The sequence below is a fragment of the Klebsiella sp. WP3-W18-ESBL-02 genome, assembly GCF_014168815.1.
GTDB classification, from domain to species: Bacteria; Pseudomonadota; Gammaproteobacteria; order Enterobacterales; family Enterobacteriaceae; genus Kluyvera; species Kluyvera ascorbata_B.
Genome location: NZ_AP021972.1, coordinates 2,427,581 through 2,441,453, shown reverse-complemented (window position 1 = coordinate 2,441,453; position 13,873 = coordinate 2,427,581). Strand labels below are relative to the sequence as shown.

The 13,873-nt window shown below is 58.6% G+C and carries 11 protein-coding genes; 6 read left to right on the top strand and 5 right to left on the bottom strand.

What is annotated here, in order from left to right; translation table 11 throughout:
• Positions 1–20: 20 nt before the first annotated feature.
• A complete protein-coding gene (locus tag H7R56_RS11560; protein WP_106926920.1) occupies positions 21–680 on the bottom strand; it encodes a GntR family transcriptional regulator in 660 nt (219 codons plus the stop codon).
• Between the two features lie 174 nt (positions 681–854).
• Positions 855–1,430, bottom strand: a complete 576-nt coding sequence (locus tag H7R56_RS11555; protein ID WP_106926918.1) for a helix-turn-helix domain-containing protein — start codon at positions 1,428–1,430, stop codon at positions 855–857.
• A 38-nt stretch (positions 1,431–1,468) separates the two neighbouring features.
• Here H7R56_RS11555 and H7R56_RS11550 point away from each other — a divergent pair, with 38 nt between their 5' ends.
• Both H7R56_RS11550 and H7R56_RS11545 read left to right on the top strand, forming a co-directional pair.
• Positions 1,469–1,987 carry a GNAT family N-acetyltransferase gene (locus tag H7R56_RS11550; RefSeq protein ID WP_106926916.1) on the top strand — a complete coding sequence of 173 codons (519 nt, stop codon included), beginning with the start codon at positions 1,469–1,471 and terminating at the stop codon, positions 1,985–1,987.
• Complete coding sequence (locus tag H7R56_RS11545) at positions 1,984–2,433, top strand: DMT family transporter (RefSeq protein WP_106926914.1); 450 nt, start codon at positions 1,984–1,986, stop codon at positions 2,431–2,433. Before H7R56_RS11550 ends, H7R56_RS11545 begins: the two co-directional genes overlap by 4 nt.
• 50 nt (positions 2,434–2,483) lie before the next feature.
• On the opposite strand, the gene H7R56_RS11540 is transcribed toward H7R56_RS11545, so the two are convergent.
• Positions 2,484–2,717: a DUF2526 family protein gene (locus H7R56_RS11540; protein WP_106926912.1), complete on the bottom strand. Its 234-nt coding sequence runs from the start codon at positions 2,715–2,717 to the stop codon at positions 2,484–2,486.
• A 9-nt stretch (positions 2,718–2,726) separates the two neighbouring features.
• A complete protein-coding gene (locus H7R56_RS11535) occupies positions 2,727–4,322 on the bottom strand; it encodes an ABC transporter substrate-binding protein (RefSeq protein WP_106926910.1) in 1,596 nt (531 codons plus the stop codon).
• Positions 4,323–4,580: 258 nt separating this feature from the next.
• Here H7R56_RS11535 and H7R56_RS11530 point away from each other — a divergent pair, with 258 nt between their 5' ends.
• The 4 genes from H7R56_RS11530 to H7R56_RS11515 all read left to right on the top strand — a co-directional run bounded on the left by H7R56_RS11530 (position 4,581) and on the right by H7R56_RS11515 (position 12,549).
• Positions 4,581–5,924, top strand: coding sequence for an SrfA family protein (locus H7R56_RS11530; protein ID WP_106926908.1), 1,344 nt, complete (start codon positions 4,581–4,583; stop codon positions 5,922–5,924).
• A gap of 3 nt (positions 5,925–5,927) precedes the next feature.
• Positions 5,928–8,909 carry a virulence factor SrfB gene (locus H7R56_RS11525; protein WP_106926906.1) on the top strand — a complete coding sequence of 994 codons (2,982 nt, stop codon included), beginning with the start codon at positions 5,928–5,930 and terminating at the stop codon, positions 8,907–8,909.
• Entirely contained in the window at positions 8,906–11,029 is a 2,124-nt protein-coding gene (locus H7R56_RS11520; RefSeq protein WP_182928663.1) for a virulence factor SrfC family protein, read from the top strand. Before H7R56_RS11525 ends, H7R56_RS11520 begins: the two co-directional genes overlap by 4 nt.
• A gap of 131 nt (positions 11,030–11,160) precedes the next feature.
• A complete protein-coding gene (locus tag H7R56_RS11515) occupies positions 11,161–12,549 on the top strand; it encodes an aldehyde dehydrogenase (RefSeq protein ID WP_106926902.1) in 1,389 nt (462 codons plus the stop codon).
• Between the two features lie 47 nt (positions 12,550–12,596).
• Here H7R56_RS11515 and H7R56_RS11510 read toward each other — a convergent pair whose 3' ends face one another.
• Positions 12,597–13,847: a putative acyl-CoA thioester hydrolase gene (locus tag H7R56_RS11510; protein ID WP_106926900.1), complete on the bottom strand. Its 1,251-nt coding sequence runs from the start codon at positions 13,845–13,847 to the stop codon at positions 12,597–12,599.
• Positions 13,848–13,873 lie beyond the last annotated feature (26 nt).

Genomic DNA, 13,873 nt, shown 5'->3' with positions numbered 1-13,873 from the left:
ACGGTTTACTCACGAAATCATCAATGGCTGTATTGTTTTTGCAGGAAACTTGCGGACTCATCAATAACCTGACATATAGCACTATAGCTGGCGTTAGATTCTTTTTTCTCCAGCGCCGACAGCAACGGCTGGTATACGTTTATTTGCTGAAACGGTTCCATAGAATTTAAATATAAATAATGACAACTGGGTCCCACGCGTACCCATAATTGTTCGATAATGGTCATTAACGTGGGCATTTCCGCGTATTCATATATTCGAAAACGAAACCGGTAATTACACTGCAGCATCCGTGTGATATCGCCCACAGCTTTTGCCTCATGAAATAATCCTGAGAGATGATGAAGTTCCCTTAATCTTTCCATGGTTATATGTTTAGACGCCGCTGCGGTCGCCATTCCTTCAAGATTTTTACGAATATGGTTTATTTCCTGATAGCCAGAATGGTTTAATACCGGGACCATAAATGCCTGTGCAGGCGCGGCCTGCAAGGCGCCAGAAGAAACCAGCCGCAGCAGCGCTTCTCGTACTGGCGTAATACTAATGCCCTGATTGACGGCAATTTCCCGAGTCACTAATCGTGCACCCGGCTTCAGTGCGCCAATGATCAGCGCACTTTTGATATTATTCTCTACCTGCTGTGTCAAACTGATACGTTGTGCTTTAGCAAAATCCAGCATTTTTATTATAACTCCACATAGAATCGGCTCAGAGCCCTAATATAATTAATAGCTGGAGTTGGTTATTTTGCGCGAAAAATACAACATATATTTCAGAAACGAACCTTTAGTGAAATTTATGCCCCTGAGAGCGCTTCACCGTTTATCACAGTTAAAACCTCAAAAGATATAAAATCACGTCAGAGGAATATTCAAACGCACCACTAAATAAATACAAATGTGACCGCTATCGTTAATAAAGCGACAGTCGTTTGGCGGCCCCAGTTCCAGGCAGTCACCGCCCCGCATGCGATGCGCGGTTTCGCCCTCCATAAACAGCAGCTCGCCCTGCTGCACCCAGATAAGCTGGCGCGCCATCGCGTAGGCCGATGCGGGCATGGGAATATCGCTGCCCGACGGCAGTTCAATCTGCACCAAATCGACCGGCAGCTCGCCGCGCGGTGAAACGTGACGGCGGAGATAATGGCTCTGTGGATCGTGCCACACCGGCTGATCGGCAAAACGCAGCAGTTTGCCTTCCTGAATTTCTGCACGGGCAATCAGCGTTGACATGCTGATGCCAAATGCGCCGGATAGCCTCGCCAGCAGCGCTGCCGTGGGGCTGCTTTCGCCGCGCTCAATTTTGTGGATCATCGCCCGCGACACGCCCGCGCGCTCGGCCAGCTCGCTCAGCGACCAGCTGCGAGACTCACGCTCAATGCGAATTCGTGCGCCGATGCGTTGATTTAGGTTGTCTTCAATAGTATTCATGGCGTAATAATATAGTGAACAACATACAGGGTGCAACTATGTCTATTCGTTTTGCGACAAAAGAAGACTGCGCCGCGATCGCGGCCATTTATAACCACGCCGTACTGCATACGGCCGCCATCTGGAACGATAAAACCGTCGATACCGATAACCGTATTGCCTGGTTTGAGGCGCGGCAGCTCGGCCATTTTCCGGTGCTGGTCAGCGAAGAAGACGGCGTGGTGACGGGCTATGCCTCCTACGGCGACTGGCGGGCGTTTGATGGTTTCCGCCATACCGTCGAACACTCCGTCTACGTCCACCCGGAGCATCAAGGCAAAGGTCTGGGTCATATTCTGCTTACCCGGCTGATTGAAGAAGCCAAACGTCGCGGCAAACACGTCATGGTGGCAGGGATTGAGTCGCAAAATTACGCGTCCCTGCATCTGCACGCCAAACACGGCTTCGTCACCACCGGGCAGATGCCGCAGGTCGGCACCAAATTCGGCCGCTGGCTGGATTTAACCTTTATGCAGCTGCAACTGGATAACCGCTGCGACCCGGACGGTAACGCATGAATCAATCCCTCACGCTGACGTTTCTGATCGCCGCAGGGATTGGCCTGGTTATCCAGAACACGCTCATGGTGCGGATCACACAGTCCGCTTCGACGATTCTGGTAGCGATGCTGCTGAACTCATTAGTCGGCATCGTGCTGTTTGTCAGCATTCTGCTGATTAAGCACGGTCTGGCGGGCGTGAGCGAACTGGTTTCAACCATTAAATGGTGGACGCTGATCCCCGGCTTGTTGGGATCATTCTTCGTCTTTGCCAGCATTAGCGGCTATCAGTACGTGGGGGCGGCAACGACGATTGCGGTACTGGTCGCCAGTCAGCTGATTGGCGGGCTGGTGATGGATGTGGTGAGAAGCCACGGCGTACCCTGGCGAGCGCTGGTAGGACCGGTTTGTGGTGCAGTGATGTTGATTGTCGGCGCGTGGCTGATTGCAAAACGCCAGTTTTAATCGCTTGCGTAGGCCGGATAAGCGCAGCGCCATCCGGCCTACAAGAGGGCTTACAAAATCTTGCCACCTTCAGTGAGATGCTCCCTGCGTGCCTCTTCCTGTTCACGCTGATGCTGGCCGTGATGGGAAATGGTCACGCGCAGGCGCTGCTGCTGGGTGAAACGCTCTTCACGGCTCAGTTGCGTATCATCGCTCAGCGCGACCAGCAGCTCGTTCATATGCGTAATCACGCTTTCTGCAATCGCCGCATCAACGCGGGCGATGACCTCATCCAAATGTGACATATCTGCTCCTTAATTGATTTTCACTTTCGAGAAATCGCTGCCCATCAGGCTGACGCTGTAGCCGCTCACGTTGCTGCGCGTGGCGTAGAACGTTTTGCCATTGGCAAGGGCAATCCACGGTACCTGCTGAGCGTAGATCTCCTGCGCCTGGCCGTACAGCGCGGCGCGTTTAGCCGGGTCGCTCACCACCAGCGCTTTTTTCACCAGACCATCATACTCTTTATTGCACCAGCGTGCGGCATTAGAGCCGGTCTTAATGCTGTCGCAGCCCAGCAGCGTGTTGGCGAAGTTATCCGGATCGCCGTTGTCCGACATCCAGCCGTACAGCGCGCTGTCGTGTTCCCCTTTACGGATCCCGGAAAGGTACTCGCCCCATTCATAGGTGACAATTTTAGCCTTCACGCCGACTTTCGCCCAATCGTTCTGAATCATTTCCGCAATGCGGCGTGAATTCGGGTTATACGGGCGCTGCACCGGCATTGACCACAGGGTCACATCAACGCCCTTCTCCAGTCCCGCCTGCTTCAGCAGCGCTTTAGCCTTCTCGGGATCGTAGCTGTAATCCTTCAGATCCTTCTTATAGCCCATCATGTTTGGCGGGATCGGTGATTTTGCAACCGTACCTGACCCCATAAACACCGCGTTAACGATCGCTTGTTTATCGGTCGCGTAGTTCAGCGCCTGACGCACCAGAACGTTATCAAACGGTTTTTTCTCCGTGTTAAACGCCAGATAGCCAACGTTCAGCGCTTCAACCGCATGCAGCGTCAGATCGTGATTGCTTTTGATCGCCTCAAACTGGACCGGCGACGGTGCCGGAATAATCTGGCATTCGTTGGTTTGCAGTTTTGCCAGCCGCGTTTCAACGTTCGGCGTGATGGCGAAAATCAGGTGTTTCGTTGGCACCGGGCCATCCCAATAGTTCGGGTTGGCAAGATAGCGAATCTGCGAATCGACTTTGTACTGTTGCAGCACGTACGGGCCGGTACCGATAGGCCAGGTATCGACGTTCTCCGGCGTGCCTTTTTTCATCATCGCGTCTGCATATTCGGCGGAAAGAATAGAAGCGAAATCCATCCCCCAATCGGCAAGAAACGCGGCATTGGGTTCGTTCAGGACAAACTGCACGTGGTAATCATCGACTTTTTTCACCGACTTAATCAGCTTATCGAGACCCACGTCGTTGAAATATTCGTAGTTACCCTGCGAAACCTTATGATACGGATGATCGTTGTCCTTCTGGCGCAACACGGAGAAGATCACGTCATCAGCGTTGAAGTCACGGGTTGGGGTAAAGAACTTATTGCTGTTGAACTTCACTCCCTGACGCAGCGTAAACGTATAGGTCAGGCCGTCTTCCGAGATAGTCCAGTCGGTCGCCAGCGACGGGATGGGCGTATTTTTTACCGGGTCAAAGTTGATCAGGCGGTTGTACAGCGTTTGCGAGCTGGCGACAAACGTCGGGCCAGAGCTGGCAATTTGCGGGTTAAAGGACTCCGGCGAAGCTTCGGAGCAATAAACCAGCGTGTCATGATTGGCCGCAATGGCACCTGCCGGCAACAGCGCGCTGAGTGCCAGCGCGAGGAGCGTTTTCCCTGTCATCATGGTTATAAGCCTTTCGATTTTATTATATGAACGGCTTAATAACAGCACAGCGCCAGGTAACTGGCAAATAACCAATTTGTCTCAGGTTATACTGAATATCCGTTTTTTGCTGGTTTCTTCATCGCTTACCCATCAGGTTTTACTTAAGTCCAGATATTCAATGCCAGGAGAATTACCCTATTTACCCCTCTCTTTCACCGTTTGTTGCATCTTGCTTTGCGTAAAGTAATGCCGTGAAGAAGTCTATGGGACAGGAACGTGGCAAAAACTCTTTTACGCAGCGGAAGTCTTGATGACTTTCAGGCCGTAGGCGGCGGCGGGCAAACGGTATTTCACTCTGCGCTCCAGGTGCGCGAAACGCTGCGCCTACGCAAGCAAAACGCGCTGGTCGACTGCCTGGCGATACCGCAGCTGAACGATGAAGGTGACCGGGTAGACTGGTATTCGCCGGTTGACGGTACGCCAATGGGCTGGAAAGCGGCGAATGAATCTCAGCGCACGCGAGCGCTGCACTACTTAGAAGGATTGCAGGATAGCGCGCGGACGCTCAGCAAGAAATGCCTGCAATCTGAAAAAACGGCACAGCAGCTGTTCGGCGCGCTGCTGGAAAAAACGCTGCAGTTTCCCGGTGAAAACCACCTCTTTCTCGTCGACGGCAAGCCCGTCATCAGCTTCTGGGGCTTTGTAAACCTTAACGAAGGCGCGCGCGAAGACGTTTTTGACTGCCTGCGTTATGTGGAGCCCGAGCCGCCCGAAGCGCCGCTGATTGTCGAGCTGCCCGAAATAATAGAAGAACCCGAACCGGTTATCGCCACGTTCAGCGAGGCCGACGCCCCGTTGATTTCGCCAAATGAACCGCGCCTGGATGCTTACACTCTGCCGGAGAACGAGCCGGAAGAACAAACCCGCCCGGCAGAACCCGCGGAGCCGGTGGCGATGGTCATGACGCCCCCGCGTCGTCCGCGCTGGCTCTGGGCGCTGCCGCTGGCGGCCGCTATCGCCGCCGTTGCCATTGCGCTGCCGTTGATGATCCCCTCAACGCAGGCGGAAGCGGAGCCTGAGCCGGTAGCAAAAGATATTGCACCGCCGCTGCGGGCGGCGGCACCCGCCATGCCCACCCTGACGGACGGGCTGCCGCTGCATCAGGCAAGCGTCAAAACGACGCCGGACGTGAAAGAAGACGAAAAGGAAAAACCGCTGGTGATTGCCGCTATCCCAAAAGATGCGCTGGTGATGGATGCCGATCAAATGCGCGCGGGAACGACCCGCTTTCTCAACGGCAGCTGGCGTGCGCAGATGGATATCAGCGACGCCCATACCGGTAAAGCGCCCAATCTGCGCTACCAGATTCAGAACAATAAAGGCACCGCACGCCTGCTGCGCGACGGCAATATTGTCTGCAAAGCGGCGGTGTTCTCCGGGCTGCACCAGAACGGCGAGCTGATGATCAAAAGCCGCGGCAACGCGCAGTGCAGTGACGGCGCGCGCTATCCGCTGCCGGAAATCAGCTGCAAACCGGGCAACAGCAACGTTGCCGTATGCTCCGCGCGTTTCGATGCCAAAACGGTGGTGGCGCTGACCTTTAAGAAGACGGGAGCGTAAGCCATGCTGGTGACACTTTGCGATTACAAACAGAGCGTGACGCTGATTGCCAACAGCGGCGTGCAGTTCCTTGATTTTGGCCTCAGCCCGCAGGAATCGCTGCAAAACGGCCGCTTCGTGCGAAAAACCGCCAACGGCCCGCTGCTGCGTCTCGACTATGACGTGGTGAACCAGCGCTACACCCTGCCGGGTGAAGCGGGACGCCCGCCTGAGGTGGTCAAGCCGGAATCCACGCTCGCGCTGCACCATTCGTTGACGCTATTGGACGGCGTGTGGCTGCCCCTGCCGTTCCTGCGCTTTAACCCGCCGCGCACCTTCGTGGAAGGCCCGGATAACTGGGCGCGCGTGCAAATTCGCCGCCTCAATGAGCCGGACAGCGCGGGCAATAGCCACCGCGTAACCCTGGCATTTGATAGCCAGATTGGCCACGATGACCTTAATGCACTCTCGCCGGTCGCCAGCGACCTGCTGAACGGCACCCGCTTCGCGCTGGCCTGGCGCGATGACGAAATCAGCGATTTTCTCGACCAGACGTGGATTGACGGCTGGCTGCGCGAAGCCTTCCAGCAGAGCGTAACGACGCATGAAACCCGCAGCGAGCGCGACGTGGCGCAGGCGCTGCGCAGCTTTGAGTATCAGGGCCACTGGCTCAATATTCTGGCCCTGCTCGGCGAGCAGCTCACGGTACCGGAAATTAAAATGGTGACCGCCACGCTGAGCACCCCGGCCATTCCGGTTGATTTGATCCTCGATGTCGGCAACACCCATACCTGTGGCGTTATTATCGAAGACCACGGCGACGCGAATGACGGCCTGCGCCAGACCGCCGAGCTACAGGTCCGCTCGTTAAGCGAGCCGCAGTATCTGAATGAACCGCTGTTCACCAGCCGCGTCGAGTTTTCAGAGTCACGTTTCGGCAAGCAGCACTTCTCGGTGGAAAGCGGCCGCGAAGACGCCTTTATCTGGCCGTCGCTGGTGCGCGTGGGCGATGAAGCCCGTAAGCTGGCGATGCAGCGTGCCGGCACCGAAGGCTATAGCGGTATTTCCAGCCCGCGCCGCTATTTGTGGGACGAAACCCCGACCGTACAGGACTGGCGCTTTAGCCAGATGAACGGTAAAACCCAGCGCGAACCCCTGGCCACCGCCTTCCCGCTGATGAACCTGATGAACGATGAAGGCCAGCCGCTGTTTACGCTGCCGCCGGACGAGCGGATGCCGGTCTTCTCGCCGCAGTATAGCCGTAGCACCCTGATGACCCACATGCTGTGTGAAATTCTGGCGCAGGCGCTGGGGCAGATCAACAGCGTCGCTACCCGCCTGCGGCTGGGCTTCCCTGCCTCGCCGCGCCAGCTGCGTACGCTGATCCTCACCCTGCCGTCGGCGATGCCGAAACAGGAACGGGAAATCTTCCGCCGCCGGATGTTTGAAGCGATTGCGCTGGTGTGGAAAGCCATGGGCTGGCATCCGCAGGATGAAGACTTTGCCAACGTGCGCCTGCAGGAAAAAAGCGTGGTTCCGGTACCGAAAATTCACATGGAATGGGATGAAGCCAGCTGCGGCCAGCTGGTCTGGCTGTACAACGAAGCGATCTCGCATTTTTCCGGGCAGACCGAAGCGCTGTTCGCCGCGATGGCACGCCCGGATCGCCAGCCCGAGCCGGAGGCTGCCCCCGGACGAGCGCTACGCATCGCCTCGCTGGATCTCGGCGGTGGAACCACCGACATGGCCATTGCGCAATACCAACTGGATGACGGCATCGGCGGCAACGTCAAAATTACCCCGCAGCTCCTGTTCCGCGAAGGGTTTAAAATCGCCGGTGACGATGTGCTGCTGGATATTATCCAGCGCTGCGTGCTGCCCGCCCTGCAAACCCAACTGCAAAAATCCGGCGTTGCCGACGCCCAGGCGCTAATGGCTACGCTGTTTGGCGACTCAGGCAGGCTTGATACCCAGGCGGTGCTGCGCCAGCAAACCGCCCTGCAGCTGTTTATGCCGATCGGCCATGCCATTCTGGCGGCGTGGGAGCAAAGCGACGTCCAGGACCCGCTGGCCGGGCTGCACGCTACCTTTGGCGAGCTGTTGAGCCAAACGCCAACCCGCAACGTGATGAACTATGTCGGCCAGGCCATTGAACATGCGCTCCCCGCAGGCAGCGCGCCGTTCGACCTGCTGGCAGTGCCGTTAGAAATCACTTTCAGCAACCTGCAAGACGCGATGCTTGCCGGGGAATTTACTCTTTCTGGCCCGCTGCATGCGCTGTGTGAAGCTATTTCTCACTACGCCTGCGATGTTCTGCTGGTAACCGGACGTCCTGGCTGTCTGCCGGGGGTACAGGCGCTGATTCGCTACCTGCAGCCGGTGCCGGTTAACCGCATGGTCTGGCTGGATAAATATCACGTTCATGAATGGTATCCGTTCAGTCAACAGGGGCGCATCGGCAACCCGAAATCCACCGCGGCCGTGGGCGCAATGCTGTGCAGCCTGGCGCTGGACCTTCGCCTGCCGCACTTTAATTTCAAAGCGGCCGACATTGGCGCCTACTCCACGGTGCGCTATCTCGGCGTTCTGGATAAAACCGTCAATACGCTGCGTGATGAAAACATCTGGTATCACGATCTCGATCTCGACAAACCCGGCGCAAAGCTTGACGCACGGCTGCATTTCCCGCTGCGTGGCAACGTGACGCTGGGCTTCCGCCAGTTAGCGAATACCCGCTGGCCCGCCACGCCGCTGTATACGTTGAGCATCAACTCGCCGGAGCTGGCAAAAGCGATCGCGGGCGACGGTGTTCTTCAGGTACGTCTGAAGCTTGAGGGCGGTAGCCGACACGAAGCGCCGCTGTCCTTTGTGCTGAGCGACGCCTGGCTACAGGACGGCACCCCGGTTTCGCCGGATGCCCTGACACTGAAGCTCAATACTCTGGCCGACCGCCGCCACAGCGGCAGCCACTACTGGATTGACAGCGGGAGCGTATTCCTGAAATGACCACTTTACCTGCAGTTATCGACTGGCTCGCCGCCGCCCGACAAACGCACCCGGCGCTGGACGACGATGCCGATGCGCTGATGATTCGCCTGCTGGCGCTCGACGCTCAGCACAAGGCACATCTGCACGCCAGCGCCCGTCGCGCCAGCATTGCCCTGTTTGGCCATTCGCAGGCCTCTAAGGCCCACCTGCTACGGACGCTGTGCGGCAGCGGCGACGGGCGGCTGACGGTACAAACGGGCAGTAAAACCCTTGATTACTTCAGCCATATCAATCCCGGGCATAGTCTGACCCAAATGGCGGTGCGTTTTAGCCGCGAACAACCCACGCCCGATGACGCCTTCCCGCTGCGCCTGGCATTAATGAGCGAAGCCGATCTGGTTCAGCTGTTTATCGCCCACGCCTGGCAGCGCGGAGAGGTTAGACCGCCGGATAATGCGCTACTCGCCTCCCGCCTGCGCAGCTGGCAGAGCCTGCGCCAGCCGCAGCCGGTGGCAGGGATAACCGCCGCAGAGATTGCGGCCATCGCCCGCTTCTGGCGCGATACGCTGCCGAGCGCCTATCAGCAGATCGACGACACGCTGTGGTACCAGTTTGCCCATCTGCTGCCGTCGCTGGATCTCACCGCCCGCGCCCGCGCGTGGTCACTGCTCTGGGGGGAACAGCAGGCGCTGACCCAGCAATGGCTGACCCTGGCACACGCGCTGCATCAGGCGGGAAACCGTCGCGAAGTCATGGCGCCGCTGAGCCTGTTGGTCGATAGCTTCACGCTGCCCATGGATGCCTTCCTGACGCCGGGCGGCGACAGCGATGACGCGGTGCTGGTGCACCCGCTGACCGCCGAGGGCTATCAGAACGCAGTCAGCATACCGGTGGCGACGCTGGCGCTGCTGACCGTTGAACTGGTGCTGAATGTAGAACAAGGCGTGCTGGATAACGTTGATATTATTGATATTCCCGTCCCGGCGCTCGCCAACGATACGCCGCTGTGGGCCAGCAAATGCCGTTGGTTGCTCGATCATTATCGCCAGCAGCGCCAGCCGGATATTCTGTTAGCCTGCAACGCCACCGCCCAGCGCACCGCCATTCCCTCCACGGCGAAAGCGCTGCTGCGCTGGGTGCATGAAACCCAGCCAACGCAGGAAAATAAGCTGCCGGGCCTGGTCTGGGCGATTACGCCGCAAGACGATCGATTTGTCCATAAACGCCACTTTGATGAAGCGATTCAACAGCTGGTCGGCAAACCCGGCCAGCACTGGGGGACGCTGCAGGCGCTGGATCACAGCAGCCTTCAGCGGCTGATTGAATGGCTGTCGCAGGCCACGCAGCCTGAGCTACGCCAGCGCCGTTTTACCGCCATGTGCCAGGCGCGTCACCAGCAGCTACGCGTTCTGTGTCAGCCGCTGCTGGCCTCCTCATGCCCATCGGCCGCACAGGCAGAAAGCCTGATTCGCGAACTGCAAACCCATGCCGCGCGCCACGGTGAGCTGCTGGAAGCGCTGCTGCCGCCGCTGAGCGAGTTCGACAGCCTGTGTCAGGTACAACAGCAGCGCGAAGAGAAAGCCAGCGGTTTGTTTAACGATGCGGTGGATCTGTTTGCCGCGCCAGATACGGTGGCGCAGCATGCACCATCCTTCCAGGATCACGGTTCCCTGGCCTATGCGCTGTGGTCTAAGCACCTGCGTCAGTGGAGCCGTCAGCCTCACCCGTTGCTGACGCCCTCGGCCCAGCAGCAGCTGGTTCTGGCGCTGATTGCCGCCAGCCAGCGCCAGGGCTTAGCGTCACAGCTCCGTCGCGCCAGCGCGGAGCAGCAGGCCGGTGCCGCGCAGCTGCGCGCGCTGATCGGCAACTTCATTAACTGGCTAGGCTATGCCGAGCAGCCGGCTGAGCAACGTCCTGCCAGCCGTATTGCCAAAGGCAGCGCCATTTTCGCCACCGGCAGCACGACGGCCAGCGCGCGCCTGACTCAGCTCGGCGAGCAGCCGGTTCACGCCGCCACGCGCTATGTGTACGACTGGCTGGTGGCGCTGTATGCGCGCAGCACCGAGCCCGGCGAGGCGGTGAATCTGCTCCAGCTCAGCGATAACGCCCAGCGCGAACTGCTGGCGTTTCTCGGGTAACCCTCGGCGGCACAGGGATGTGAACCGCTTTCAAAAGCTGAAAAAAAGCGTGCGAAATCCGCATCATGGATATTCAGCACGCTTGCGCCTCTCTACACTCGATGCGTTACCCGAGATGAGAAGAGGTTTCCATGACCATCACCTGTACCCTGCTGATTAACGGCGAAGCATGCGCCGCGCAAGGCAATGCGACGTTTACACGCCATAATCCCATCGATCATTCCGTTGCCAGTATTGCCGCGGCGGCCTTCCCCGCCTGGCGCGATACGTCGCCCGGTGAACGTCGCCGCCTGCTGCTCGCGGCGGCCGAGCAGCTTGAACAACGCAGCGAACGCTTCACGGCAGCGATGCACGCCGAAACCGGCGCTACGCCGCACTGGGCGGGGTTTAACGTTCATCTCGGCGCGGATATTTTGCGCGAAGCGGCGGCGCTGACGACGCAAATCGAAGGTCTGGTGATCCCGTCTAATATTCCGGGTAACCTGGCGATGGCTATCCGCCAGGGGGCGGGCGTCGTGCTAGGCATGGCGCCGTGGAACGCGCCGATTATTCTGGCCGTTCGCGCCATCGCCACGCCGTTGGCCTGTGGTAATACGGTGATCCTCAAAGGCTCTGAGCTTTCTCCGGCTACGCAGGGGTTAATTGTTGAGGCACTGGCGGCCGCCGGGTTCCCGGCGGGCGTCGTGAACTATCTCACCTGCGCACCGCAGGATGCCCCAGCGATAGTCGAAACGCTGATTGCGCACCCCGGCATCCGACGGGTTAATTTTACCGGCTCCACGCCGGTGGGCCGAATCATCGCGCAGACCTGCGCGCAGCACCTGAAACCGGTCGTACTGGAGCTCGGCGGCAAAGCGCCGCTGCTGGTGCTGGACGATGCCGATATCGACCAGGCCGCCGCTGGCGCAACCTTCGGTGCGTTTGCCAATGCCGGGCAGATCTGTATGTCGACTGAACGGATCATCGTTGATCGGGCCATTGCCGAACCGTTTATTGCCGCACTGGTAAAACGCGTCGAAGGCCTACCCGCCGGGCTGCTGGGATCGGTGGTAGATAGCAAAACCGTCGAGCGCTGCAATGCGTTAATTGACGATGCGCTGGCGAAAGGCGCCACGCTGTTGACCGGCGGCAAGGCCGACTCCACGCTAATGACGGCCACGCTACTGGATGGCGTCACGCCCGACATGCGCCTGTGGAACGAAGAATCCTTTGGCCCGGTCAAAGCGGTGATCCGCGCCCGTGATGAGCAGGATGCGGTACGCATCGCTAACGACAGCGCCTACGGTTTATCGTCTGCGGTCTACAGTCGGGATACCGCCCGCGCGTGGAATGTCGCGCAGGATCTGCAAACCGGCATTTGCCACATCAATGGCCCAACGGTGCATGACGAAGCGCAAATGCCGTTTGGCGGCACCAAAGATTCCGGATACGGCCGCTTTGGCGGGCGCGCGGGCGTCCACGAGTTTACCGAACTGCGCTGGGTGACAATGCAAACGCAGCCGCGCAAGCTACCGTTCTGACGCCAACGCCTGGCCGGGCTACAGGTTCGGCCAGGCGCCTCGCCTGGCTAGCGCTGCCAGCGCGTGTTCCACTCCCACAGGCGATTATGGTTCACATCATTCAGCTGCCGTGACGGCTGAGCGTTGCCGTTAAACGGCCGCGCCGTGGTGGCCGCCGCGCCCCACGGCGACAGTCGGTCATAGCCGCCATCAATCACGCTATCGACAATGAGCACCTGACCGTTGGCCGTGTTGCCCGGCAGGTAGCCGGTTTTCCCTGCCCCCTGATCCCACGCCCGCCCCAGCCTGGCCTTAAAGGTGCCTTTGTAACCTTCATCGGTAGTAAAGCGACTGTTTTTCACCAGAAAACCGTAGGGATTGTCCGGCAGCGTATTGGGTGCAAGCACGTAGGCCTCCGGCGATTTTCGGCTGGAAACGGTATGGAAATGCACGCGATCAAACACCGCATTGGCGCGGCCGAACACGTAGTCCACATCGCCTTCAATGTAGCTGTCCTGCACGTAAACGCGATGAATACGATCGGTCAGCGCATCGTTACGCCGGTTACTGACGTTGAGATAAAGCGTATCCTGCCGCCCCAACAGACGCATATTTTTCAGCTGTACGCGGTCACCGTCGGTACGCAGCGCGACGCCCTGATGGGTGCCGCCGTCGACGGTATCGAGAAGGCTGTTAGCAATCGTCAGGTTCACCAGTTGAAAATCGTGGCTTTGCGACCAGAACACCGCCGCACAGTTGGTCCCTATCTGCGAGGTGGTTTTCCCCGCGCACAGCGCATACTGGTAGTACGCGGGCGACCCCGGAGGATAGTCTTCGGCGTTGACCGTCTGCCGGTAAGTTGCCGGACTGAACTGCGAGTCGATCGCGAATTCAATACGCACCGCCTCCGGCCCATTGCCCGCCCCAAAAATCGTGATAGGTGGCGCATCGTCCGGGATATACACCGTGCCGACATACACACCCGGCTCAATGCGAATGTACAGACGCTCGGCCCCCTGGTGCTGAGCAATGGCAGCATCGATCGCCGGCTGAATGCGGGTGAAAGGTGCGCCGGATGGCGCAACGCGCCACGGCGTATTGATGTTTTCCAGCGTGATTGCCGCAGGCCGCCAGGGGCCCCGCGGGCGGTCTGACAGACCGCCTTGCGCGAAATAGTTTTCAACGGTGTAAGGCGCGGCCTCCTGCGCCGTCAGCAGGGGCCGGGTTGCCGTTCCTGTTGACGACGCTGCCGCGCAGCCCTGTAGGACCAGCGGCATACAAAGCAGCGTCGACATGCCCAGATAAGGTCGTCTTGTCATCGGTTCTCCATTTGCAACGTTAAACA